The organism is Pseudomonas sp. GW822-FHT05A08, assembly GCF_058800485.1.
In genome coordinates this window covers 6,480,861-6,505,606 of sequence record NZ_CM179511.1, presented here as the reverse complement: position 1 = coordinate 6,505,606, position 24,746 = coordinate 6,480,861, and the positions used below count along the sequence as shown (strand labels likewise).

Annotated in this window: 23 protein-coding genes; 11 read left to right on the top strand and 12 right to left on the bottom strand. The window is 63.2% G+C overall.

Annotation, left to right across the window (positions count from 1 at the left end):
* The first annotated feature begins 10 nt into the window (after positions 1 to 10).
* The 5 genes from AC3RCP_RS29470 (at position 11) to fdhA (ending at position 6,482) form a co-directional block, all read left to right on the top strand.
* Entirely contained in the window at positions 11 to 340 is a 330-nt protein-coding gene (locus AC3RCP_RS29470; protein WP_007926380.1) for a sarcosine oxidase subunit delta, read from the top strand.
* Positions 337 to 3,354, top strand: a complete 3,018-nt coding sequence (locus tag AC3RCP_RS29465) for a sarcosine oxidase subunit alpha (RefSeq protein ID WP_009045941.1) — start codon at positions 337 to 339, stop codon at positions 3,352 to 3,354. Before AC3RCP_RS29470 ends, AC3RCP_RS29465 begins: the two co-directional genes overlap by 4 nt.
* A 156-nt stretch (positions 3,355 to 3,510) precedes the next feature.
* The gene (locus AC3RCP_RS29460) at positions 3,511 to 4,143 is read left to right on the top strand and encodes a sarcosine oxidase subunit gamma (protein WP_087089457.1); all 633 of its coding nucleotides are present in this window, start codon (positions 3,511 to 3,513) and stop codon (positions 4,141 to 4,143) included.
* Positions 4,144 to 4,287: 144 nt separating this feature from the next.
* Positions 4,288 to 5,145, top strand: coding sequence for a formyltetrahydrofolate deformylase (gene purU / locus AC3RCP_RS29455; RefSeq protein ID WP_007926386.1), 858 nt, complete (start codon positions 4,288 to 4,290; stop codon positions 5,143 to 5,145).
* A 137-nt stretch (positions 5,146 to 5,282) separates the two neighbouring features.
* On the top strand, positions 5,283 to 6,482 hold the full coding sequence (gene fdhA / locus AC3RCP_RS29450; protein ID WP_053262918.1) for a formaldehyde dehydrogenase, glutathione-independent: 1,200 nt from the start codon (positions 5,283 to 5,285) through the stop codon (positions 6,480 to 6,482).
* A 62-nt stretch (positions 6,483 to 6,544) separates the two neighbouring features.
* On the opposite strand, the gene AC3RCP_RS29445 is transcribed toward fdhA, so the two are convergent.
* From AC3RCP_RS29445 to AC3RCP_RS29435, 3 genes are read right to left on the bottom strand one after another with little or no spacing between them, the layout of a single operon-like run.
* Positions 6,545 to 7,111, bottom strand: a complete 567-nt coding sequence (locus tag AC3RCP_RS29445) for a hypothetical protein (RefSeq protein ID WP_101339314.1) — start codon at positions 7,109 to 7,111, stop codon at positions 6,545 to 6,547.
* A complete protein-coding gene (locus tag AC3RCP_RS29440; protein ID WP_081232268.1) occupies positions 7,108 to 8,061 on the bottom strand; it encodes a CHAP domain-containing protein in 954 nt (317 codons plus the stop codon). The genes AC3RCP_RS29445 and AC3RCP_RS29440 overlap by 4 nt, the downstream gene beginning before the upstream one ends.
* Positions 8,062 to 8,070: 9 nt before the next feature.
* Positions 8,071 to 8,649 carry a PAAR domain-containing protein gene (locus AC3RCP_RS29435; RefSeq protein WP_492570648.1) on the bottom strand — a complete coding sequence of 193 codons (579 nt, stop codon included), beginning with the start codon at positions 8,647 to 8,649 and terminating at the stop codon, positions 8,071 to 8,073.
* A gap of 331 nt (positions 8,650 to 8,980) precedes the next feature.
* Between AC3RCP_RS29435 and AC3RCP_RS29430 the strand changes: the two genes are divergently transcribed.
* Entirely contained in the window at positions 8,981 to 9,553 is a 573-nt protein-coding gene (locus tag AC3RCP_RS29430) for a DUF2780 domain-containing protein (protein ID WP_097135183.1), read from the top strand.
* On the opposite strand, the gene yihG is transcribed toward AC3RCP_RS29430, so the two are convergent.
* The gene (yihG, locus tag AC3RCP_RS29425) at positions 9,554 to 10,441 is read right to left on the bottom strand and encodes a 1-acylglycerol-3-phosphate O-acyltransferase, YihG family (protein ID WP_492570649.1); all 888 of its coding nucleotides are present in this window, start codon (positions 10,439 to 10,441) and stop codon (positions 9,554 to 9,556) included. It abuts the gene before it with no gap.
* 212 nt (positions 10,442 to 10,653) lie between these two features.
* On the opposite strand from yihG, the gene rloA2 reads away from it, so the two are divergent.
* The 4 genes from rloA2 (at position 10,654) to creD (ending at position 14,966) form a co-directional block, all read left to right on the top strand.
* Positions 10,654 to 11,154: a retropepsin-like aspartic peptidase RloA2 gene (gene rloA2, locus AC3RCP_RS29420; RefSeq protein ID WP_038575213.1), complete on the top strand. Its 501-nt coding sequence runs from the start codon at positions 10,654 to 10,656 to the stop codon at positions 11,152 to 11,154.
* A 59-nt stretch (positions 11,155 to 11,213) separates the two neighbouring features.
* Positions 11,214 to 11,894, top strand: a complete 681-nt coding sequence (gene creB / locus AC3RCP_RS29415; RefSeq protein WP_062824395.1) for a two-component system response regulator CreB — start codon at positions 11,214 to 11,216, stop codon at positions 11,892 to 11,894.
* Positions 11,894 to 13,315 carry a two-component system sensor histidine kinase CreC gene (gene creC / locus AC3RCP_RS29410; RefSeq protein WP_492570650.1) on the top strand — a complete coding sequence of 474 codons (1,422 nt, stop codon included), beginning with the start codon at positions 11,894 to 11,896 and terminating at the stop codon, positions 13,313 to 13,315. The genes creB and creC overlap by 1 nt, the downstream gene beginning before the upstream one ends.
* A gap of 274 nt (positions 13,316 to 13,589) precedes the next feature.
* Positions 13,590 to 14,966 (top strand): cell envelope integrity protein CreD, encoded by a 1,377-nt coding sequence (gene creD, locus AC3RCP_RS29405; protein WP_492570651.1) that lies wholly within the window; start codon positions 13,590 to 13,592, stop codon positions 14,964 to 14,966.
* Between the two features lie 203 nt (positions 14,967 to 15,169).
* Here creD and AC3RCP_RS29400 read toward each other — a convergent pair whose 3' ends face one another.
* Positions 15,170 to 15,799, bottom strand: a complete 630-nt coding sequence (locus AC3RCP_RS29400; protein WP_492570652.1) for a glutathione S-transferase — start codon at positions 15,797 to 15,799, stop codon at positions 15,170 to 15,172.
* Between the two features lie 111 nt (positions 15,800 to 15,910).
* On the opposite strand from AC3RCP_RS29400, the gene AC3RCP_RS29395 reads away from it, so the two are divergent.
* Positions 15,911 to 16,333, top strand: a complete 423-nt coding sequence (locus tag AC3RCP_RS29395) for a hypothetical protein (protein WP_053262912.1) — start codon at positions 15,911 to 15,913, stop codon at positions 16,331 to 16,333.
* Here the strand turns inward: AC3RCP_RS29395 and AC3RCP_RS29390 are convergent.
* From AC3RCP_RS29390 to AC3RCP_RS29360, 7 genes are all read right to left on the bottom strand, one after another.
* Positions 16,311 to 16,499, bottom strand: a complete 189-nt coding sequence (locus AC3RCP_RS29390) for a hypothetical protein (RefSeq protein WP_009045929.1) — start codon at positions 16,497 to 16,499, stop codon at positions 16,311 to 16,313. The two genes, AC3RCP_RS29395 and AC3RCP_RS29390, sit on opposite strands and share 23 nt — an antisense overlap.
* Positions 16,496 to 17,629, bottom strand: a complete 1,134-nt coding sequence (locus AC3RCP_RS29385; protein WP_053262910.1) for a PepSY-associated TM helix domain-containing protein — start codon at positions 17,627 to 17,629, stop codon at positions 16,496 to 16,498. Before AC3RCP_RS29385 ends, AC3RCP_RS29390 begins: the two co-directional genes overlap by 4 nt.
* 63 nt (positions 17,630 to 17,692) lie before the next feature.
* Positions 17,693 to 20,122 carry a TonB-dependent siderophore receptor gene (locus AC3RCP_RS29380; RefSeq protein ID WP_492570653.1) on the bottom strand — a complete coding sequence of 810 codons (2,430 nt, stop codon included), beginning with the start codon at positions 20,120 to 20,122 and terminating at the stop codon, positions 17,693 to 17,695.
* Between the two features lie 168 nt (positions 20,123 to 20,290).
* Positions 20,291 to 21,277 carry a FecR domain-containing protein gene (locus AC3RCP_RS29375; RefSeq protein WP_492570654.1) on the bottom strand — a complete coding sequence of 329 codons (987 nt, stop codon included), beginning with the start codon at positions 21,275 to 21,277 and terminating at the stop codon, positions 20,291 to 20,293.
* Positions 21,274 to 21,792, bottom strand: a complete 519-nt coding sequence (locus AC3RCP_RS29370) for an RNA polymerase sigma factor (RefSeq protein WP_007926037.1) — start codon at positions 21,790 to 21,792, stop codon at positions 21,274 to 21,276. The genes AC3RCP_RS29375 and AC3RCP_RS29370 overlap by 4 nt, the downstream gene beginning before the upstream one ends.
* 125 nt (positions 21,793 to 21,917) lie before the next feature.
* Positions 21,918 to 22,625, bottom strand: coding sequence for a 3'-5' exonuclease (locus AC3RCP_RS29365; protein ID WP_277589737.1), 708 nt, complete (start codon positions 22,623 to 22,625; stop codon positions 21,918 to 21,920).
* The gene (locus AC3RCP_RS29360; RefSeq protein ID WP_492570655.1) at positions 22,622 to 24,562 is read right to left on the bottom strand and encodes a DUF294 nucleotidyltransferase-like domain-containing protein; all 1,941 of its coding nucleotides are present in this window, start codon (positions 24,560 to 24,562) and stop codon (positions 22,622 to 22,624) included. The genes AC3RCP_RS29365 and AC3RCP_RS29360 overlap by 4 nt, the downstream gene beginning before the upstream one ends.
* Between the last annotated feature and the right edge of the window lie 184 nt (positions 24,563 to 24,746).

The window sequence follows — 24,746 nt, the reverse complement described above, 5'->3', positions numbered from 1 at the left end:
AGAAATCCCTATGTTGCACATCTTCTGTCCTCACTGCGGCGAACTGCGCTCCGAAGAGGAATTCCATTCGTCCGGCCAGGCGCATATCCCGCGTCCACTGGACCCGAACAACTGCACCGACGAGGAGTGGGGCGACTACATGTTCTTCCGCGACAACCCTCGCGGTCTGCACCACGAGCTGTGGATCCATGCCGCCGGCTGCCGTCAGTACTTCAACGCCACCCGCGACACCGTGACCTACGAGATTCTCGAAACCTACAAGATCGGTACCAAGCCGCAATTCACCGACAAGACCGATAGCCCGAAAGCGGCCACGCAGGCTCTGGGAGAGAAGGTATGAGCCAGTCCAATCGCCTGTCCAACGGCGGACGCATCGACCGCAACAAAGTCCTCAGCTTCACCTTCAACGGCCAGACCTACAAAGGCTTCGAAGGCGACACCCTGGCCGCCGCCCTGCTGGCCAACGGCGTGGACATCATCGGTCGCAGCTTCAAGTATTCCCGGCCGCGCGGGATCTTCGCCGCCGGTGCCGAAGAGCCGAACGCGGTGCTGCAGATCGGCGCCACCGAAGCCACCCAGATCCCCAACGTGCGCGCCACCCAACAGGCGCTGTACCAGGGCCTGGTCGCCACCAGCACCAACGGCTGGCCGAGCGTCAACAACGACATGATGGGGATTCTCGGCAAGGTCGGCGGCAAGCTGATGCCGCCGGGCTTCTACTACAAAACCTTCATGTACCCGCAATCGTTCTGGATGACCTACGAGAAGTACATCCGCAAGGCCGCGGGCCTGGGTCGCTCGCCGACCGAGAACGATCCGGACACCTACGACTACATGAACCAGCACTGTGACGTGCTGATCGTCGGTGCCGGCCCCGCCGGCCTGGCCGCGGCCCTGGCGGCTGCGCGCAGCGGTGCGCGGGTGATCCTCGCCGACGAGCAGGAAGAATTCGGCGGCAGCCTGCTGGACAGCCGCGAAAGCCTGGATGGCAAGCCGGCGGCCGAGTGGATCGCCACCGTGGTCGCCGAGCTGAAGTCGCTGCCGGACGTGACCCTGCTGCCACGGGCTACCGTGAACGGCTACCACGACCATAACTTCCTGACCATTCACGAGCGCCTGACCGACCACCTCGGCGACCGCGCACCAATCGGCCAGGTGCGCCAGCGCATCCACCGGGTGCGCGCCAAGCGCGTGGTACTGGCCACCGGCGCCTGCGAGCGTCCGCTGGTCTACGGCAACAACGACGTGCCGGGCAACATGCTGGCCGGCGCGGTCTCGGTCTACGTGCGCCGCTACGGCGTGGCACCGGGCAAGAAGCTGGTGCTGAGCACCAACAACGACCACGCTTACCGTGTGGCCCTGGACTGGCTCGATGCCAGCCTGCAAGTGGTGGCCATCGCCGATGCCCGTCACAACCCACGCGGCGCGCTGGTGGAAGAAGCCCGCGCCAAGGGCATTCGCATCCTCACTTCCAGTGCGGTGATCGAAGCCCGTGGCAGCAAGCATGTGACCGGCGCCCGCGTCGCGGCGATCGACGTCAAGGCTCACAAGGTCACAAGCCCGGGCGAGTGGCTGGACTGCGACCTGATTGCCAGCTCCGGCGGCTACAGCCCGGTGGTGCACCTGGCGTCGCACCTGGGCGGCAAGCCGATCTGGCGTGAAGACATCCTCGGTTTCGTACCGGGCGAAGCACCGCAGAAACGCGTGTGTGTCGGCGGCATCAACGGCGTCTACGGCCTCGGCGATTCCCTGGCCGACGGTTTCGAAGGTGGCGTGCGTGCCGCCAGCGAAGCGGGTTTCAAGGCCGTGGAAGCGGTACTGCCCAAGGCCCTCAGCCGTGTGGAAGAACCGACCCTGGCGCTGTTCCAGGTGCCCCATGAAAAAGGCACCGCGCGGGCACCCAAGCAATTCGTCGACCTGCAGAACGACGTCACCGCCGCCGCCATCGAACTGGCGACCCGCGAGGGCTTCGAGTCGGTCGAGCACGTCAAGCGCTACACCGCGCTGGGCTTCGGTACCGACCAGGGCAAGCTCGGCAACGTCAACGGCCTGGCTATTGCGGCCCGTTCGCTGAACGTGAGCATCCCGCAGATGGGCACCACCATGTTCCGTCCGAACTACACGCCGGTGACTTTCGGCGCCGTGGCCGGTCGTCACTGCGGGCACATCTTCGAGCCTGTGCGTTTCACCGCGCTGCATGCGTGGCACGTGAAGAACGGCGCCGAGTTCGAGGACGTCGGCCAGTGGAAGCGCCCCTGGTACTTCCCGAAGAATGGCGAAGACCTGCACGCCGCGGTCAAGCGCGAGTGCAAGGCGGTGCGCGACAGCGTCGGCCTGCTCGACGCCTCGACCCTGGGCAAGATCGATATCCAGGGCCCGGACGCCCGTGAGTTCCTCAACCGCATCTACACCAACGCCTGGACCAAGCTCGACGTGGGCAAGGCGCGCTACGGCCTGATGTGCAAGGAAGACGGCATGGTCTTCGACGACGGCGTGACCGCCTGCGTCGGCGAAAACCACTTCATCATGACCACCACCACGGGCGGCGCGGCGCGCGTCCTGCAATGGCTGGAGATCTATCAGCAGACCGAATGGCCGGACCTCAAGGTGTACTTCACCTCGGTCACCGACCACTGGGCGACCATGACCTTGTCCGGGCCGAACAGCCGCAAGCTGCTCAGCGAAGTCACCGACATCGACCTGGACAAGGACGGCTTCCCGTTCATGACCTGGAAAGAAGGTCTGGTGGGCGGTGTGCCGGCGCGGGTGTTCCGCATTTCCTTCACCGGCGAGCTGTCGTACGAAGTCAACGTCCAGGCCGATTACGCCATGGGCGTACTGGAGCAGATCGTCGAGGCCGGCAAGAAGTACAACCTGACCCCGTACGGCACCGAAACCATGCACGTACTGCGGGCCGAGAAGGGCTTCATCATCGTCGGCCAGGACACCGACGGCTCGATGACCCCGGACGACCTGAACATGGGCTGGTGTGTCGGTCGCACCAAACCGTTCTCGTGGATCGGCTGGCGTGGCATGAACCGCGAAGACTGCGTGCGCGACCAGCGCAAGCAACTGGTGGGCCTGAAACCGATCGACCCGAACCAGTGGCTGCCGGAAGGCGCGCAACTGGTGTTCAACACCAAGCAGGCGATCCCGATGAGCATGGTCGGTCACGTGACCTCCAGCTATGCCCATAACTCCCTGGGTTATTCGTTTGCCATGGGTGTGGTCAAGGGCGGCCTGAAGCGGATGGGCGAGCGGGTGTTCGCGCCATTGGCCGACGGCACGGTGATCGAGGCGGAAATCGTTTCTTCGGTGTTCTTCGATCCGAAAGGCGATCGCCAGAACGTTTAACAAAGGTCCTGTAGCCGCTGCCGAAGGCTGCGATAAGGTTCGAAGAACCTTCCGGCGCCATCAAGAGCGGCGCCTGCTTCGCAGTCGTTCGCAGCCTGCGGCAGCGGCTACAGGATCGGTGGTTTTCGCACAACAGAATTTCAAGACAGGTGCTCTATGACCGCAGTCAACGTTTACCAACAGCGCCCGACCACTGGCGCCAAAGCCGAGTCGTCGCTGCACCATGCCGACCTCGCCAGCCTGGTGGGCAAGGGCCGCAAGAACGCAGGCGTGACCCTGCGCGAGAAGAAACTCCTCGGCCACCTGACCCTCCGTGGCGATGCTCATGACCCGGCCTTCGCTGCCGGCGTGCACAAGGCCCTGGGCCTGGAGCTGCCAGTGGCCCTGACCGTGGTCGCCAAGGGCGAGACCAGCCTGCAGTGGATGGGCCCGGACGAATGGCTGCTGGTGGTGCCGAGCGGCGAAGAATTCGCCGCCGAGAAAAAACTGCGCGAAGCGCTGGGCGACCTGCACATCCAGATCGTCAACGTCAGTGGCGGCCAGCAGATTCTCGAACTGTCCGGCCCGAACGTGCGCCAAGTGCTGATGAAGTCCACCAGCTACGACGTGCACCCCAACAATTTTCCGGTGGGCAAGGCCGTCGGCACTGTGTTCGCCAAGTCGCAACTGGTGATCCGCCGCATGGGCGAAGACACCTGGGAACTGGTGATCCGCCGCAGCTTCTCCGATTACTGGTGGTTGTGGCTGCAGGATGCCGCCGCCGAATACGGCCTCAGCGTCCAGGCGTAACACAAATCCCTGTAGCCGCTGCCGAAGGCTGCGATCGACCCCGCAGGGGGCGTCGCTCTTGAGGGCGCTGGAAGGTCCTTTGGACCTTATCGCAGCCTGCGGCAGCGGCTACAGAAGTGTACTTACGAACAGGAGTCACCCCGCATGAGCCGCGCACCCGATACCTGGATTCTCACCGCCGACTGCCCCAGCGTGCTCGGCACGGTGGACGCGGTGACCCGCTTTCTGTTCGAGCAGGGCTGCTACGTCACCGAGCACCACTCCTTCGATGACCGGCTTTCGGCGCGTTTTTTCATTCGCGTGGAATTCCGCCAGCCCGAGAATTTCAACGAGCAGGGCCTGCGCGACGGTCTGGCCGAGCGCGCCCGGGCTTTCGACATGAACGTCGAACTGACCCCGCCGCAGCATCGGCCGAAAGTGGTGATCATGGTCTCCAAGGCTGATCACTGCCTCAACGACCTGCTCTACCGCCAACGCATCGGCCAACTGGCGATGGACGTGGTGGCGGTGGTGTCCAACCACCCGGACCTCAAGCCCTTGGCCGACTGGCACCAGATCCCGTATTACCACTTCCCCCTGGACCCCAACGACAAGCCGTCCCAGGAGCGCCAGGTGTGGCAGGTGATCGAGGACTCCGGCGCCGAACTGGTGATCCTTGCGCGCTACATGCAAGTGCTGTCGCCGGAGCTGTGCCGCAAGCTCGATGGCAAGGCGATCAACATCCACCACTCCCTGCTGCCCGGTTTCAAGGGCGCCAAGCCTTATCACCAGGCCTACAACAAGGGCGTGAAACTGGTGGGCGCCACCGCGCACTACATCAACAATGACCTGGACGAGGGCCCGATCATCGCCCAGGGCGTGGAAGTGGTGGACCACAGTCATTACCCCGAGGACCTGATCGCCAAGGGGCGCGATATCGAAGGCCTGACCCTGGCGCGGGCCGTGGGTTATCACATCGAACGGCGGGTGTTCCTCAACGCCAACCGGACGGTGGTGCTTTAGCGGCAGCTGCAAGTTTCGAGCTTCAAGCCGCAAGAAAGAGCGGTAGATGTCAGACGTAGCAACGGTTTCACGCTTCAAACTTGCGGCTTATGGCTTGACGCTTGTAGCTGCTCTAATAACAACAGCGAGGTGAAAGCATGTCTGGTAATCGTGGTGTCGTGTATCTCGGCAATGGCAAGGTCGAAGTACAGAAAATCGACTATCCAAAAATGCAGGACCCGCGCGGCAGGAAGATTGAGCACGGCGTCATCCTGCGCGTGGTATCCACCAATATCTGCGGCTCGGACCAGCACATGGTGCGCGGCCGTACCACCGCCCAGGTCGGCCTGGTCCTGGGTCACGAAATCACCGGCGAGGTGGTGGAGAAGGGCAGCGACGTCGAGAACCTGAAGCTCGGCGACCTGGTCTCGGTGCCGTTCAACGTGGCTTGCGGGCGCTGCCGTTCCTGCAAGGAGCAACACACCGGGGTCTGCCTGACCGTCAACCCGGCTCGCGCCGGCGGTGCCTACGGCTACGTCGACATGGGCGACTGGACCGGCGGCCAGGCCGAATACGTGCTGGTGCCGTACGCTGACTTCAACCTGCTGAAACTGCCGGACCGCGACAAGGCCATGGAGAAGATCCGCGACCTGACCTGCCTGTCCGACATCCTGCCGACCGGCTATCACGGCGCGGTAACGGCCGGCGTCGGCCCGGGCAGTAGCGTCTACATCGCCGGTGCCGGCCCGGTAGGCCTGGCCGCGGCTGCGTCCGCCCGTCTGCTGGGCGCGGCGGTGGTGATCGTTGGCGACGTCAACCCGGTGCGCCTGGCCCACGCCAAGGCCCAGGGTTTTGAAATCGCCGACTTGTCCAAGGACACTCCATTGCACGAACAGATCGCCGCCCTGCTCGGCGAGCCGGAAGTGGATTGCGCGGTCGACGCGGTGGGCTTCGAGGCCCGCGGCCATGGCCATGCCGGTGCCCAGCACGAAGCGCCGGCCACGGTGCTCAACTCGTTGATGGGCGTGGTGCGGGTTGCTGGCAAGATCGGTATTCCCGGCCTCTACGTCACCGAAGACCCGGGCGCGGTGGATGCCGCGGCCAAGATGGGCAGCCTGAGCATCCGCTTCGGCCTCGGCTGGGCCAAGTCCCACAGCTTCCACACCGGCCAGACCCCGGTGATGAAGTACAACCGCCAACTGATGCAAGCCATCATGTGGGACCGCATCAACATCGCCGAAGTGGTCGGCGTGCAGGTCATCAGCCTGGACGACGCCCCGCGTGGCTACGGCGAATTCGACGCCGGCGTGCCGAAGAAATTCGTCATCGACCCGCACAAGCTGTTCAGTGCGGCCTAAGGCTTTGACGCAGTAAAAAGGGCGACCCTCGGGTCGCCCTTTTTTATGTCTGTTTTCGATGTTCAGAAACCTGCGCCCGGATAGTGGAGCCAGTACTTTCCGGACAGTATTTCTGCAATATCGGGTGGAGGGAACACAGACGGCGCATCTCGGTTGAAGCGGGAGCGCCATTGCGGAAGCCACCAATAGTTGAGTGCGGTTCCTCTGGGTTTAAGGACAAACCCCAGCACTGTGTCATCGATCCGCCCCTCTTTATAAAACCTGTGGCTGTGATCCATGAGGTTCAGGTAATGGTTGATGGGCAGCTTCAGCATCAGGATCGAGGTATAGACCTTCTCCGACTGTGTGCGTGTCGGACTTTCAAGCAGACCGAGCGCTTCGCAGTAATACGCTTGCGGCTGCTGGGTGATGCTGCTGGCCGTGGGTTCGGCGAGGATATCGAAGACGTTGGTGTCTTCTTGCCAGGCTCTTTCATTACCTTGCTTGAAGTAGTCGGTAACGAAACGGGTCAGCGGGCCGTTGGCTACGGTTTGGCCTGCACAGGCCAAATCATCGACCGGTGACCAGACGCGCCAGGCCACGATGGAGATGAGTGCAATGGCCAAGAGTGGATACAGGATTTTTTTCATTGTGGTTTGCTGTGTTTGTAGCGACGGAAAACAGTAAAGTCATGATCACCCCTGGAGGCGGTGCCATTGAAGTTTCGGAAACCTGCATCATTGACCTCAACCTTTAACCAGCCCGCAGATACACAAACCCCCTTGGCAACGACAAAACCAACGTGACCACTCGCGTCTGAATAATTGGCGGTGTAAGCACCAATATCGCCAGGTAGCGGTTGTGTCTCGACTTTCCAGCTATTGAGTAACTTGTCAGGATTACCCCACTCGGCAGCCAAGGGCGGACTCAGGCTACCATTGCCTGGAAGCCATGTCAGTCGACCATGTTCAATAAGCGCCACGGAAATACCGACAGAAGTGAGAACGTCGTAAACGAACAAGTTGCATTTGTTAGTGTTTTTCTTGAATGAGGTGGTTTTCTCTAGAGTTGGATGAGGTAGCGATTCCTTTTCTTTTGGTCCTGCCCAATCGGTCGAACCACGATGGGAAAGTGCTTTCATCAATATTTTTCTAGGTATGTCATGAACGGCGATTTTTACCGTTCTGATTTCATTGTTATTATTCTTTACTCCGTACTCTACTGAGTAGAAGTTATCATTCGATGGCGTGTCCTGAGTCGATAGCTGGATTTTTGTCCATGGAGATACCGCAACCAGATTTAACCGATTTCCTACGGTTAGCGTGGCTTTTCCTATGGCTTTCTTATTGCCGGCGGCACTAACGATAAGCAAGGAAACTTCATATTTCGGCTTGCTTTCAATGGTAGTCAAAACTGCATTGTCAGGCCCCCTGACAATCGTCTCGAGTTTACGGGCGGTCAGAGTGTAGGTAATCGTTGATTCTTGTTTTTTGGTGATTTTTTTATCGATGGGTTTGTTATCTATAAGAAGCTCGAAATGCACGCCATCTGGCGTATCCATCAGGAAGTCTTTAAAGACCAATGTGATTTCTGATTTCATTGAGGCACCTTATTCAATAGGTTCTTCGTAGGAGAAAAACTCCCAAGTCGAGTCATCACCCACAAAAACAGTATCGCAGGAGGAATAGTCTTCGACGGGGTGTTCTTTTCCCTCTCCGGTTGTTTGGCAAGTACCGTCGTTGAATAAGGTAAGTTGGTCTTTATTCTTTATCTTGTAGGCCAGCCCAGGTTTCTCTATATCATCCTGGCGCTCGATGATGACTTGTAGGCTTTTTGGAAGGCTTGCGCTAGAAAGCAAAGCTATCCCGCTACCCACTGGAGCAGAGTGATCTACACCAGCAAGTCCGCTGTGTTGTTGTGTGAGTAGGGTATTGGTGAAGGGTGGACAGCCACAGGCGACATAGTCTCCTTCCCGTGCGGCGGGACCCGCCGGTAGGTAGACCGTCCTTTCCCCTACGGCAACAATAGGGCCCTTTCCAATAGCACAAACCGGGCAACTGGCTAGTTGGCCAACCGAACTGATAATTCGGCCCTCTATGTATATACCGTCGTTTCCCTCAAGAATGACACCGCCAGTAGAGGTAGGACCTCCCTTGGACGCTAGCTTTCGTGGATCAGCTGATGACATGGGCTCCCTCCCATTTAACGAGCCCGAATCTCACACTTCGCTTAATCCAATTTCAAGGCCGGTTTTGTATCTATACGTGACAAATATTCGAGATCGGTGGTTACGCGAGTGAAAATCGCACCATTCCAAAAAGCAGTATTCGCTCCAGTTTCAAAAGCGTGAGCTGGTGATGATGTACGCTCAATTGCAGTCCGGGGCACTGCATTTTTCACTTCGTTATAGTTACTCGGGGATTTACTCGTGACCGGGAACATTCCTATTGGCCATCAGTCAAATGGCTGCTTTTTCCCACCCAATCTCGGGTGGTTTTCATGCTCAAGAGGTTGTCTCGATGAAAATTTCCCGCAGTGTTGCACTGGCTACGTTGCTGACCCTGGGAGCCAGCCCGGTCTTTGCCGCAGGCTTCAGCCTGAGCGATGCCGCCAATGCGGTGTCCAGCATGCAGGGTGGCGACAAGGCCGCCGCTGCCGCTCCAACCTCGCAGACCGCCAATCTGCTCAGTGCACTCTCGCAATTGGATGTCACGCCGGAGCAGGCCATCGGCGGTACCGGCGCGATGCTGGGCCTGGCGAAGAACCAGCTGAGCAGCACCGACTACTCGCAACTGAGCAAAAGCGTTCCGGGGCTGGACAAGCTCTCGGGCGGCAACGCGCTGGGCAGCCTGGGCGCCTTGAGCGGCCTGCTGGGGCAGAGCGGTGGCAACAAGACCGCCGGCCTGGAGAGTGCGTTGGGTAACGTGCAGAACACCAATGACCTGAACAGCGCGTTCAGCGCCCTGGGCATGGACAGTGGCATGATCGGCCAGTTCGCCCCGGTGCTCCTGCAATACCTGGGTCAGCAGGGCGTGGGTGGTTCGCTGCTCAACAGCCTGGGCGGGATCTGGGGCGTAGGCAGCGGTAGCTGATCAACGGCGCTCGGCGCGCAAGGCGTCGATGCGCTGGTCCTTTTCGGTCCAGAGCTGGTTGACCCAGTTCTGGACGGTCTGGCGAAACGCCGGATCGTTTTCGTAATCCCCCTGCCACAACGCCGGGTCCAGCTCACGGGTCTGGATATCGACGATCACCCGCGGCACGTTGCCGCTGATCAGGTCCCAGAAACCGGGAATCTTCTGCTGCGGATAGACCACCGTCACATCGAGGATGGCGTCGAGCTGTTCGCCCATGGCCGTCAGCACGAAGGCCACGCCGCCGGCCTTCGGCTTGAGCAGCTGCTTGAAAGGGGATTGCTGCTGCTCACGCTTGGCCGGCGTGAAGCGGGTGCCTTCCAGGTAGTTGACCACCGTGACCGGCTGGCGTTTGAACAGCTCGCAGGCGGCCTTGGTGATTTCCAGGTCCTTGCCTTGCAGCTCCGGGTTCCTGGCCAGGAACGCCTTGCTGTAGCGCTTCATGAAGGGGTAATCCAGGGCCCACCAGGCGAGGCCGAGGAAGGGCACCCAGATCAGCTCTTTTTTCAGGAAGAACTTGAAGAAGGGGGTACGGCGGTTGAGAGTCTGGATCAGCGCCGGGATGTCGACCCAGGACTGGTGGTTGCTGATCACCAGATAAGAAGTGTCGCCCCGCAGCTCGTCACCGCCGCGGATATCCCACTGGGTGGGAATGCACAGGGCGAAGATCAGCTTGTCGATTTCGGCCCAGGTTTCGGCAATCCACATCACCGCCTTCGACGCATGGTCGCGCAGGCGCCCTGGCAGGACCAGCTTGAGCAGAGCGAACACCATCAGCGGCCCGAACAGGACCAGGGTGTTGAGCAACAGCAGCAGGGTGACGAAACAGCCGGTGAGCAGGCGGCGCATAAGGAACTCTTGAAAGCCTTTGGGCGCGCCATGATAAGCACCTTCGCCGGGCAGGCCAAATCCTGATGTGCTGACGAATGTTTCACGTATACCGGGATATGCTGGCGGTCAATTTCGCCGATCGTGGCGGCTGCGGGTTTTCTCGCGGGCCGAACCAATTGCCCGGCCACGGTCTAAAATCCTGCTGCCCACTTTCCAAGGAACCTGCTCACGTGAAATCCGTCCTTGCACTCCTGTCCCTGCTGGCGCTGCCGGTCATGGCCGCCGAGCCGACCCTCTACGGGCGCTACGAATACATTCAACTGCCGGAAATCGGCGAAACCCTCAAGGCCAAGATGGACACCGGCGCCCTGACCGCCTCGCTGTCGGCCAAGGACATCGAGACCTTCACCCGCGATGGCGAGGAGTGGGTGCGTTTCCGCCTGGCGACCAAGGACGCCGACGGCAAGGTCTACGAACACAAGGTGGCGCGGATCAGCAAGATCAAGAGCCGCGCCGATGAAGACGAAGACAAGGAAGAGGCCCAGGTGGCCAAGCGTCCGGTGGTCGACCTGGAAATGTGCCTGGGTAACGTCAAGCGCACCGTCGAGGTCAACCTGACCGACCGCAGCAGCTTCAACTACCCGCTGCTGATCGGCGCCAAGGCCCTGCGCGAGTTCGGCGCCGCCGTGAACCCGGCCCGGCGTTACACCGCGGACAAGCCCGACTGCTGATTGACGGCGCATGAGGCATCCGGCACCGTTCTGGCACTTACCTCCCGTGCTTGGATGCCATGCCTCATATCCTGATTGTCGAAGACGAAGCGGCGATTGCCGATACGCTGATTTTTGCCCTGCAGGGTGAAGGTTTCAGCACCACCTGGCTGAATCTCGGGCAGGCGGCGCTGGACTATCAGCGCCATACACCGGCGGACCTGCTGATTCTCGACATTGGCCTGCCGGACATCAGCGGCTTCGAAACCTGCAAGCAACTGCGGCGCTTCAGCGAGGTGCCGGTGATGTTCCTCAGTGCCCGGGACGGTGAAATCGACCGGGTGGTGGGCCTGGAAATCGGCGCCGACGATTACGTGGTCAAGCCCTTCAGCCCGCGCGAGGTCGCCGCGAGGGTCAAGGCCATCCTCAAGCGCATGGCGCCGCGAGCGGTGGTCGAGGCGCCGGCCTCGCCGTTCCAGGTCGATACCGACAAGTTCCAGATCAGCTACCGCGGCCAGCTGCTAAGCCTGACCCGCCATGAATTCCGCCTGCTGCATTGCCTGCTGGAGCAACCCGAGCGGGTGTTCAGCCGCGAGCAGTTGCTCGATGCCCTGGGCGTGGCGGCGGATGCCGGCTACGAGCGCAGCATCGACAGCCATATCAAGAGCCTGCGGGCCAAGCTGCGACTGGTGACGGCCGATGCCGAGCCGATCCAGACCCATCGCGGCCTGGGCTACAGCTACAGCCCGGGGCACAGCTGATGCCGTTGGGAATCCGGATTTTCCTGGTCTACGTCCTGTTCGTCGGCCTGACCGGTTATTTCGTGCTCAGCACCGTGATGGAGGAGATCCGCCCGGGCGTGCGCCAGTCCACCGAGGAAACCCTGGTGGACACCGCCAACCTGCTGGCGGAAATCCTGCGCGATGACTTCAAGGCCGGCACCCTCAGCGAGAACCGCTGGCCGCAGCTGCTCAAGGCCTATGGCGAGCGGCAGCCGGCGGCGACCATCTGGGGCCTGCCGAAGAACCAGGTCAACCACCGCATCTACGTCACCGACGCCCAGGGCAAAGTGGTGCTGGACTCCAGCGGCCTGGCGGTCGGCCAGGACTATTCGCGCTGGAACGACGTGTACCTGACCCTGCGTGGCCAATACGGCGCGCGCTCCTCGCGCAGCGTGGCCGATGACCCGAACTCCTCGGTGATGCATGTCGGCGCGCCGATTCGCGACAACGGCCGGATCATCGGCGTGGTCACCGTGGCCAAGCCCAACAGTTCCCTGCAACCCTACGTCGACCGCACCGAGCGCCGCCTGCTGTGGTACGGCGCCGCCCTGATCGGCCTGGGCCTGCTGTTCGGCGCCTTGCTGTCCTGGTGGCTGAGCGCTGCCCTGCGCCGCCTGACCGGTTATGCCCAGGCGGTCAGCGAAGGCCGTCGCGCCGAGCTGCCGCACTATCGCGGCGGCGAGCTGGAACAGCTGGCCACGGCGGTGGAGGACATGCGCACCCAGCTGGAGGGCAAGGCCTATGTCGAGCGTTATGTGCACACCCTGACCCACGAACTGAAAAGCCCGCTGGCGGCGATTCGCGGGGCGGCGGAGCTGCTGCAGAGCGAGATGCCCGGCGAACAGCGCGCACGTTTCGTCAGCAACATCGACAGCGAAAGCGCGCGCATGCAGCACTTGATCGAGCGTTTGCTGAACCTGGCGCAGGTCGAGCAGCGCCATGGCCTGGAAGAGCGGGAGGCGGTGCCGCTGGCGGACCTGGCGAACCAGGTGCTGGACAGCCAGAAGGCACGGATCGAGGGCAAGGGCCTGCAGGTCGAGCAGCGCATCGACCCGGGGCTGAAGCTGTCGGGAGAAGCGTTCCTGTTGCGCCAGGCCCTGGGCAACCTGCTGGAAAACGCCCTGGACTTCACCCCCGCCGGTGGCGTGCTGCGCTTGAGCGCCAGTCGGGCGGGCGACCAGCTGCGGTTGAGCCTGTTCAACCAGGCCGAGCCCATCCCGGACTACGCCCTGGCGCGCCTGACCGAACGTTTCTACTCCCTGCCACGGCCTGATAGTGGGCGCAAAAGCACCGGCCTGGGGCTGAACTTTGTCGAAGAAGTGGTGCAGCTGCATGGCGGCCAGATGCGGATCGGCAACGTGGCCGGGGGCGTTGAAGTGACCTTGCAGTTCCCGGCCTGATTCCCTGCGTGTACCGTTTTGCGGCTGCTTCGCAGACCGATCGCAGCCTTCGGCAGCGGCTGCACAGACTCCGTGCATCCTGTAGCCGCTGGCGCAGCCTGCGATCGGGCGCGAAGCGGCCGCCAGATCTGCCAGCCACCCCATCTCTATGGGGCCACCGATAGACGCTCCTGCAAAGGGCGAGGGGCAATCTCCACACAGTCTCCACACAGCCCCCATAAAACCCCCACATGGGCTGCCCAGACTCTCCCTCATTCGAACAGGGAGAGAACCCATGAATCGCAATCTGACCATAAAGCTGGGGGCTATCGCCCTTTTGATCCTGGGGCTGCTGGTCCCGCTGTTGATGATCGACGGGCTGATCCAGGAGCGCCAGGAACTGCGCGACGGTGTGCTGACCGATATCGCCCGCAGCTCCAGCTACAGCCAGCAACTGAGCGGCCCGCTGCTGGTGGTGCCTTATCGCAAGGTGGTGCGCACCTGGAAAACCAACGAGAAGACCAACAAGCGTTACCAGGAGCTGGGAGAAGAGCGCGGGCAGCTGTATTTCCTGCCGGAGCATTTCGAACTCGATGGCCAGGTACGGACCGAATTGCGCGCCCGGGGGATCTACCAGGCCCGGCTGTTCCATGCCAACAACCGCATCAGCGGCCAGTTTGCGCTGCCCGAGCAATTGGGGATCAAGGAAGACTTCGTCGACTACAAATTCGAGCAGCCGTTTCTCGCCGTGGGCATCAGCGACATTCGCGGCATCGAACAGGCGCTGGCCCTCGAACTGAACGGGCAGAACCTGCCTTTCGCGCCCGGCAGCCGGATTGACTGGCTTGGGGAGGGGGTACACGTCAATCTGCCGCTGCTGGACGGCAAGCGCAGCACCGACCTGGACTTCGCCTTCGATCTGCAATTGCAAGGCACCGGCCAGTTGCAGGTGCTGCCGGTGGGCAAGACCAGCAAGGTGCGCCTGCGTGCCGACTGGCCTCATCCGAGCTTTATCGGCAACTACCTGCCGGCCCAGCGTGAGATTTCCGACCTGGGTTTCGCCGCCAACTGGCAGACCTCGTTCTTCTCCACCAACCTGGAAAGCGCGTTGATCAATTGCCTGGCCAGCGGGCAGTGCAAGGAGTTCAAGAACCGCTCCTTCGGTGTGAGCTTCATCGATCCGGTGGACCAGTACCTCAAGAGCGACCGGGCGATCAAATACGCGCTGTTGTTCATCGTCCTGACCTTTGCCGGCTTCTTCCTCTTCGAGGTGCTCAAGAGCCTGGCGGTGCACCCGGTGCAGTACGCCCTGGTGGGCGTGGCCCTGGCGTTCTTCTATCTGTTGCTGCTGTCGCTGTCGGAGCACATCGGCTTCGCCCTGGCCTACCTGCTGTCGGCCGGTGCCTGTGTGGCGCTGATCGGCTTCTACGTCAGCCATGTGTTGCGCAGCCTGGGCCACGGCCTGGGTTTCGCCGCCGGCCTGGCCGCTTTGTATGGCCTGTTGTACGGCTTGCTCAGCGCCGAGGATTACGCGCTGCTGATGGGTTCGCTGCTGCTGTTCGGCCTGCTGGGTGTGTTCATGGTGCTGACCCGCAAACTCGACTGGTACGGCGTAGGCCAGGCCAAACCGGCCCAGCCGCTGACGTTCGAGGCGCAGGTGGCCCATGAGTAGGTCGTTGGGGTTGCGCGAGGACCAGCAGGCAGCGGAAGCCTTGCTGGCATGGATAGTCGGGTTGCTGCCTGAAGCACCGTGGGGCGGCCATCGCGAGCAAGCTCGCGCCTACAGGTTTCGCGGTGTCCCATGTAGCGAGCTTGCTCGCGATAGGGCCGGCCCGGCCACCACCGTACTTCAGGTGATGACCGCGCCCGGGGCCTTCAAACCGGCGGCTGGGTCGCCAGCATCGAAGGGCGTCGACTGACCTCGGCGTACCAGGCCGCCAGTTGGGGCTGGGCGTCGCGCCACCGCAGGTCGGGGTGGCGGAAATCGAGGTAACCCAGGGCACAGGCGACGCCGATGGAAGCGACGTCGAAGTGGCTGGCCAGTTCGGCGATCGCATCGGCCTCGAGCACGGCCAGGGCGCGGCGGATCTTGTCGCGCTGGCCATCGAGCCACTGCTCCCAGTGTTTCTCGGGGGTGCGCAGGGCCAGTTCGTAACGGATCAGCACCGAGGCATCGAGGATCCCGTCGGCCAGGGCCGCCAGGGTCGGGCGCCGCCAGCGGGCCGAGCCTTCGCGGGGGATCAGCGGGTTGCCGACATGCTGCTGGTCGAGGTAGTCGAGGATCACCCGGCTGTCGTACAGCACGTTGCCGTCGGCCAGGCGCAGGGCGGGAATCTTGCCCAGCGGGTTGTCCTGGTTGAGGGCGGTGTCCGGGTTCACCGGGGTCAACTGGCTGGCTTGCAGGGCCACGCGGTCCAGCTGGCCGGTCTCGTGCAGCAGCACCATGACTTTGCGCACATAAGGTGATGCCGGGTTGTGGAACAGCGTCATGCTGGGGGTGGACATGAATATTCCTCGAAGGTGGAAGTGGAGCGCAGGCTCGCTGCCCCGGGGATCTTAACGCAGCCTCTGGCCCCGGCCACAGGGGCGGCATGCAGGACAGACAAGGAGTGATGAATGCGCAGGTGTTATTTTCGACACGGGTTGTACAGCCTGGTCCTGACGCTGTCGGGCGCGCTGGCGGTGTACCTGGCCTTGCAGTACGAGTTTCGCCGCCACGGCGAGGGTGAGCCGGAGCTGATCATGGCGTTCGCCTACATGGCCTGGTACTGGGCGCTGCCGGCGCTGGCCTTGCCGGCTTTGGGCTGTGCCCTGCTGAGCCTGCGGGGCCCCGGCCCGGTGACCCGGCCCTGGCGCTGGGGCCTGGCGGCGAGCTATGTACCGCTGCTGGGGCTGGCGCTGTTCTGCGTACTGGTGGCCGCCGAGGCGCAGCAGGAAAACCGCGTATTCATCCCGGTGCTGCCGATCGGCCTGGGGCTGGCGCTGTACCTGTGGCGCGGTTTCCCCGCCGCCGGGGTCAGGCCGGTGGCGGGCGGTTGAACAGACCCCGCAGGGCGATCAGGGCCGGGGCGCCCAGGCCGAGCCAGCTCAGGGCGTCCCAGATGCCGTCGCCGAGCAGCGCGGAGAACAGCCCCGCGGCACAGAGCACGGCAATGAACAGCGGCGCGCCGAAGACCTTCCAGAAATTCGATTGCCGCGGCCTCATGGCGCCACCGCGGCGGGTTCGCCCAATGCCGGCCGGGCCGCGCGGCGCCGCACCAGCCACAGGTACACCCCGCTGCCCAGGACAATGATGGTCAGCACATCCAGGGTTGCCCAGAGGATCTTCATCGGCAGGCCGCCGTAGTCGCCGAAGTGCAGCGGTTGCGACATGCCCATGGCGTCCATGTACCAGGGACGTTCGGCCACCGCGGTGACCTCCAGGGTGCTGGCGTCGATCAGCACCGGGGTCAGCAGGTGCGAGGTCAGGTGGGTGCTGCCTTTCATGAACACCGCGTAGTGATGCTCGCTGGAAAAACGTGTGCCGGGGAAGGCGATGAAGTCCGGCTGCATGCCCGGCGCCACCTCCTTGGCGATCTCCAGCAGGCGGCTGGCCGGGGCCAGTCGGGTCAGTGGCGGGGCCTCGCGGTAAGGCTCGATCATCGCGCTGAGGCTGTCGTTGCGCCAGGCCGCGATCAGCAGGTCGGCGCAGGCGCTGATCACCCCGGTGACGCCAACCACCAGGGCCCAGGTCAGGGTCACCACGCCGATCAGGTTATGCAGGTCCAGCCAGCGCAGGCGGGTGGACTTGTCCTGGCGCACCGTGGCGAATTCCAGCCGGCGCATGAACGGCAGGTACAGCACCACGCCGGAGACGATCGCCAGCACGAACAGCAGCCCCATGAACGCCAGCAGCAGCTTGCCTGGCAGGCCGGCGAACAGGTCCACGTGCAGGCGCAGCATGAACATCATCAGCCCGCCGTTGGCCGAGGGCGTTTCCACGGCCTCGCCGGTGCGCGCGTCGAGCATGAAGGTGTGGGACGAGTTGGGCTCGGTGCCGGCGGTCCTGGCCATGATGGTGAGCACGCCGTTGGGGTCTTCCTCGTCCCAGCCGAAGTACTGCATGACCTCGCCCGGGCGATGGGCCTCGGCGGCGCGCACCAGCTGCTGCAGGTCCAGTTGTGGGGTGTCGGCGGGCATTTCCCGCAGCTGCGGCGCGTCGCCCAGCAGGTGATCGATCTCGTGGTGAAAGATCAGCGGCAGGCCGGTCAGGGCCAGCATCAGCAGGAACACCGTGCAGATCAGGCTGGTCCAGGTGTGGATAAAGGACCAGCGGCGGATGGTTTTGCTTTTCATTTCTTAGCCTTCAGACACAGCAAAGCCGTCCTTGCAGGACGGCCTGGTTGTTAACTCAGCCGATTACCACTGATAGGTGGCACTGGCGACCACGCTACGCTGATCGCCGAAATAGCAGTAGGAACCATCGCAGGTGGACAGGTAGTCCTTGTCGAACAGGTTGGTGGCGTTGAGTTTCAGCGACGCGCCTTTGAGGCTGTTGTCCAGGCGGCCCAGGTCGTAATGCACGGCAGCATCGAACACCGTGTAGGCATTGGCCTTGCCCAGCCAGGTATTGGCCTGGTCGCCGTAGGTGTTGCCGGTATAGCGGGCACCGGCGCCAATGCCGAAACCGTCGAGCACGCCGCTGTGCCAGGTGTAGTCGGTCCACAGGGAGGCTTGCTGGTTGGGCATCAGTTGCAGGCGGTTGCCTTTGTAGATGCCTTTTTGCACCTCGGACTTGGCCAGGGTGTAGGCGGCGATGACCTTGAGGTTGTCGGTCACGTCGGACACGGCTTCCAGTTCCAGGCCTTTGACCTTCACTTCGCCGGTCTGGTTGGTGACCGACTCGCCACCGGCACCGATGCTGGTTACCAGCACGTTTTTCTGGGTCAGGTCGTAGACCGCCGCACTCAGCAGGGTGTTGGAGCCCGGCGGCTGGTACTTGATGCCCAGCTCCCATTGCTTGCCTTCCGTGGGCTTATACGACTCGGTCGGGGAGACGCTGGCGTTGCTGGCGGGCTGGAAGGATTCGGCGTAGGACAGGTACGGCACCAGGCCCGAGTCGAACACATAGCTCAGCGCCGCGTTGCCACTGAAGTTCTTGCTGCGGTCGGTGTTGGTCACGTCGTTCTTGTTGAAGTACGTGGTGCCCTGGTGCACCCAGTCTTCACGCCCGCCCAGGGTCAGGCGCCATTTGTCCAGGGCCATCTGGTCCTGCACGTAGAGGCCGGTCTGCACGGTTTTCTGGTTGTAGTCGTAGTAAGCGCTGGAGCGCGCCGGGCGCACGATCGGCTGGCCATAAACCGGATTGAAGATGTTGGTGGTCCCGCCGTCGCCGTAAATCGACAGGTAGGAAGTGTCGGTCCGTTGGTGATCCAGACCGATCAGCACGGTGTGGGTGATGTCGCCGGTGGCGAAGTCGGCCTGGAAGTTGTTGTCGACCGCGAACTGGCTGATGTCCTCGTCCACGTTGGTCGAGGTACGGCTGATATTGCCTGCCGCGTCAGCCGGGGAGTAGGCGTAGGAACCCACGGTCAGTTGCTGGAAGGACAGCTCCGATTTGGTGTAGCGCAGGTTCTGGCGGAACTGCCAGACATCGTTGAAACGGTGTTCGAAGGCATAGCCCAGGGCGTAGTAGGTACGGTCGTAGAACTCGTAGTCCGGGTCGCCGAGGTTCTTGTGATGGGAGACGTCGCCCAGTGGCGATTTGATCTTGGTGCCCTGGATCGGCATGAACTGGCTGGTCGCCCCGGTGTCGTCGCGGGTGAACTGCGAGAGCAGGGTCAGCTTGGTATCGGTATCGATGTTCCAGGTCAGGCTGGGGGCGATGTTGTAGCGCCTGTTGTCGATGTGATCGACCTGCGTACCGGCATCCCGCACCACGCCGCTGAGGCCGTAGAGGAACTGGCCTTCATCGTCGATCTTGCCGGTGCTGGCGAAGTTGATCTGGCGGTAGTTGTCGCTGCCGTACTGCAGCTGAATGGCATGGCTCGATTCCGCGCTGGGACGCCGGCTGACCATGTCCAGCAGGCCGCCCGGAGGGGTCTGGCCGTAGACGGAGGAAGCCGGGCCGCGCAGCAGGGCCAGGCGGTCGAGGTTCCAGGTCTCCGCTTTCGGGTTGGCATACACACCGCGGGGCAGCGGCAGGCCGTCGAGGAATTGGGTGGGCTCGAAGCCGCGCACGCGCATCCAGTCATAACGGGTGTCGCTGCCGTAGCTGGCGGAAACGATACCGGGCATGTAACGCACGGCATCGTCCAGATTCTGCACGTTGCGGTCTTCCATCTGCTGGCGGGTCGCGACGGAAATCGAACGCGGCGCTTCGACCAGCGAGGTGTCGGTCTTGGTGCCGGCGGCGGTGCGCGTGGCGAGGTAACCGTCCACCGGCCCCCAGGCACTCTCATAAGCCTGCTGGCCGGTGATGCTGGTTTCCGGCAGGGCCACCACACCGTCGGGAATCGCCACCAGGCTGTAGGTGCCGGCACTGCTTTGTTCCAGTTGCAGGCCGGTGCCGCGCAGGGCCTCGCGCAGGGCGCCGGCGGCGTCGAACTGGCCCTTGACCGGGGCCGAGGTCTTGCCGGCGGCCAGGCTCGGGTTGAGGCTCAGGGCCAGGCCGGCCTGGCTGGCGATCTGGTTCAGGGTGCTGGCCAGGGGCGCGGCCGGCAGGTTGTAGGCGCGCACGCTGGACGCCTGTTCGGCGGCGATCAGCGGGGTGCTGGCCAGCGGGGCGCAAAGGGCAATCGCCACGGCCAACAGGCTGGGGCGCAACAGGGTGTCTAGCGAGCGGGACATACGGCGGCTCCTGGATGGAAACATTTCTCAATTGCCTATGTGCCGGACGAGATTCAAAAAGTGATAGGGCGGACTGAAAATAATTTCGATTCACGAAAATAAGAGGGATATTTCAGGTTGGGGCAGGCGGCGTCAGTTGGAGCTTGCTCGCGATAAAAATCGTGCCGCCTAGGGCTTGGCCTTGCTCTCGGCCCGCGCCACCAACGTCACCCACCAGGGCGTATGCCGCTCGATGGCCACGGGCAGCGTCGGCAGCAGCGCGCTCAGGGCCAGGTCGGTGTCGTGCAGCGGGAAGCTGCCGGTGATGCGCAGGTCGGCCACCTCGTCGGCCACCCCCAGATGGCCGCGGCGGTAGCGCCCCAGTTCGCTGACCAGGTCCGCCAGGCGTGCGTTGTCCACCACCAGCATGCCGCGGGTCCAGGCGTCGGCGCCGGGGTTCAGGGCCAGCAGCGGGCCGAGGCCATCGCGGCGCATCAGCGCCTGCTGGCCTTCCTTGAGGATCTGCTCGTCCTGGCTGGATTCCGGCCGCGCGGCCACGGCCGATTGCAGCACGCTCAGGCGCGTGCCCTGTTCCTCGCGCTTGACCAGGAAGCGCGTGCCCAGCGCGCGCATATGGCCTTCGCGGGTTTCGACGATAAAGGGGCGGGCGTCGTTGTGGCCGGTCTCGACCAGGATCTCGCCTTCCTGCAACACGATGCGTCGCTGCTTTTCGTCGAAACGCACATCCACGGCGCTGTGGGTATTGAGGTTGATCACGGTGCCGTCGGCCAGGCGCAGGGTGCGCTGCTCCCCGGTGGCGGTGCGCTGGTCGGCGAGCCAGTAATCCAGCTGGCCGTAACGGTCGCCGGCGAACAGGGCCAGGCCCAGCAGCAGGGCGACGCTGGCCAGCCCGCTGCCGAGCTTGCGCACGCGCCGCCGGATGCCGTCCCGCGATTGCAGCAGGGCGCTGCGGGCCGGGCCGCTGGCGACGCTGAAACGCTGGTCGAGCATGCCCAGCTGGCGCCAGGCGCGGGCGTGTTCTTCATCGGCAGCGTGCCATTTGGCGAATTCTTCGCGGGCCATTGGGTTGCCTTCGCCGGAATCCAGCGACAACTGCCAGGCAATCGCCGCGTCCAGCACCCGGGCGGACACCGGTTTGGCGTTGAGCGGGCTCATGCCGGCTCACCGTACAGGGCGACGTAGCACTGGCGAATGCCCTGGGCCAGGTACTGCCTGACCCGCGGCACGGACACCCCGAGGCGTTCGGCGATTTCGGCGTGGCCGAGGCCGTCGAGGCGGTTATAGAGGAAGGCGGCGCGAGCCTTGCTCGACAGTTTGCCCAGCAGGCGGTCGATGGCCTTGAGGTCTTCGAGGATCGATTGCTGTTCTTCCGGGGAGGGGTGTTCCTCTTCCGGGATCAGCATCAGTTCGGTGAGGTAGGCCTGCTCCAGCGCGGCGCGGCGGAAGTAGTCGAACAGCAGGCCCTTGGCGATGGCCACCAGGAACGCCCGCGGCTCGCGCGGGGCTTTCAGTTCGTCGCGGCCCAGCAGGCGGACGAAGGTGTCCTGGCTCAGGTCCTCGGCCCGTTGCGGGCAGGCCACGTTGCGCCGCAGCCAGGCCAGCAGCCAGCCGCGATGGTCGCGATACAACGCACCAACGAGGTCACTGTGGGGGCTTTGGGCTGACGGCACCTGGGTATCCCAATCGAGAAGTTGAAACTAACGAGAATTATTCGCGATTGTGGCAGGGCGCAAAGAGCCGCGCAATGGGCGCCGGTCGGCGGGGTGGATAGCCAATGTTTCGGGCCGATACAGGGTCAGAAGGAGTGGCTCTGCTGCCGGCGTTTCCATTGGCTGAGCCGTTGTTGCAGGTTCAGCGGGCTGTGGATCTGCTGCTGGCGGGCGCGGCTGAACAGGATCAGCGCCAGCTCGGCGGTGGCCAGGGCGTCGGCGGCGGCATGGTGGCGTTCGCCGGCGTGCAGCTTGAAGTAGCCCATCCAGTCATCCAGCCCGGCTTCGCGGATATGCGCCTGGGGGCAGAGCAGCGGGGCCATTTCGGCGACGTCGAGGAACGGATGCTGCAGGCGATAACCCAGGCTGTCCTTCAGCGCCCGGCCGAGCATGTGCTGGTCGAATGGCGCATGGAAGGCCAGCAGCGGGCTGTCGCCGACGAACGCCATGAAATCCAGCAAGGCTTCCACCGGGTCGCTGCCGGCGGCGATCGCGCTAGGGCCGAGACCGTGAATCAGCACGCTGGGGCTGAGCTTGTGATCGGTACGCTGCAAGGTGCGCTCGAATTGCTGGCTGAAGTCGATGGCGCCGTCTTCTATCACCACCGCGCCAATGGACAGCACCTGGTCGCGATTGAGGTTGAGCCCGCTGGTTTCCAGGTCCAGCACCACCCAGCGCTGTTCGCGCAGGCTGCATTCACCCAACGCCGGGGCGACGGGCAGGCCCTCGCGGCGTTGTTGCTGTTCGGCGCTGAGTACCGCGCTGGCCGGGCGCAACCAGGCGAACAGGCTCATAGCTGATACCTCAGCGCCAGGCTGCTTTGCAGGCGCTGGGCCTGGCGCATCGACTCGCGCAGGATCCGCCGGTCCAGGTGGTTGAGGCTGTCCGGGTCGACGCGGTTGGAGTAGGGCAGGTTCTGCCGGGTCTGCAATTGGTGCTGTTGCATGCGGGTCTGCTGGATGAAGTGATAAGCCTCTTCATACGCGGCGCCGTCGAGGGTTTCGATGACTTCCCTGGCCACCAGCTGGCGCAGGCGCTCCAGGGTGTTGTTGGCATCGATGCCATTGGCCAGGGCCAGCAGGCGCGCACCGTCGACGAAGGGGGTGAGGCCCTGGACCTTGAGGTCGAGGGTGGCTTTTTCGCCATTTTTCCTGGCCAGGACGAACTCGCGAAAACGCCCCACCGGCGGGCGCTGGCGCAGCGCGTTCTCGGCCATCATGCGCTGGAACAGGCGGTTGTCGCCGACCTGGTCGAGGATGCCGCGGCGCAGTTGCGCGCAGCCCTGCTCGTCGCCCCAGACCACCCGCAGGTCGAAATAGATGCTCGAACCCAGCAGGTTCTCCGGCGTGGCCTCACGGATGAAGGCGGCGAAGCGTCGTGCCCATTCGGCGCGGGACAGGCACAGCTCGGGGTTGCTGGCCATGATGTTGCCCTTGCACAGGGTGAAGCCGCACAGCGCCAGGCTCTGGTTGATCTGCTGCGCCAAGGGCAGCAGTTTGCCGCGAATCTCTGCCGCATGAGCCGCGTCGCGCGCTTCGAACAGGATGCCGTTGTCCTGGTCGGTGTGCAGGGTCTGCTCGCGCCGGCCTTCGCTGCCGAAACACAGCCAGCTGAACGGCACGCCGGGGTCGCCCTTGTCGGCCAGGGTCAGCTCGATGACCCGGCACACGGTGTGGTCGTTGAGCAGGGTGATGATGTGAGTGATCTGGGTCGAGGACGCGCCGTGGGCGAGCATGCGCTCCACCAGCTGGCCGATCTCGCCGCGAATCGCCACCAGGTTGTCGATCCGTGGCGCGTTGCGGATGGTCCGCGCCAGGTGCACCAGGTCGACCCGTTGCAGGGAAAACAGGTCGCGCTCGGAAACCACGCCGCACAGGCGCTGCTCTTTGACCAGGCAGACGTGGGCGATGTGCCGTTCGGTCATGGCGATGGCGGCGTCGAATGCGCTGTGGTCCGGCGAGAGGGCGAACGGTGCCTGGGTCATGTGCCGTTCGATACCCTGGTTGAAGTCGCTGGTGCCGTCGGCCACCACCTGGCGCAGGTCGCGCAGGGTGAAGATGCCGAGCGGCGCCTTGTGTTCATCCACCACCACGATGCTGCCGACCTGCTGTTCGTGCATCAGGCTCACGGCTTCGCGCAGTGGGGTGGACGGGCTGCAGGTCACTGGGTGGCGCATCGCCAGTTCGCCCAGCCGGGTGTTGAGGGAGTACTGGGTGCCGAGGGTTTCCACGGCTTTTTGCTGGACCTGCTGGTTGACCTGGTCCAGCAGGCTGCTGACGCCGCGCAGGGCGAAATCGCGAAACACCGCGCAAAGGGCGAACAGCTTGATGAAGGCCGGCTTGTTCAGTTGCAGGCAGAAGGTGTCCTCGGCCGCCAGGTGTTCGGTGCGGGTGGCGCGCTCGCCCAGCAGCGCGGCGAGGGGAAAACACTCGCCGGCGGTGATCTCGAAGGTGGTTTCGGTACCGCCCTTGAGGGCGTGCTGGCGCTCGCCGACCACCCGGCCCTGCTTGACGATATAGAAGTGTTCGACCGGTCCGTCGGCGGGTTTGATGATGTTTTCGCCGGGGCCGTAGAAACGCAGTTGGCATTGCTCGACCAGATACGCCAGGTGAGCGTTTTCCATCTGATTGAAGGGGGGGAACCGCTGGAGAAACTGCATCGTGCCGTGGATGTTCTGCAACACCGCGGTTTTCCCTGCCTGGGTGAAGGCATCCGCTTTACTCATAACCATTACCGCAGTCTTTTTGGATTTGTCGTGGTCGGGTCTTGGGTCATGGTCGGTCCCACGCTGCCAGGTGCCCATTGGACGTAAGTCTAGGTAGCGGCTCTGCACCTGTTAATTCGCTTCAAGCAGGTGTCAAAACTGTGAAAAAAGTACTTATCCGGCCTCTTGGAAAAAAATCCGACGAAGTGCA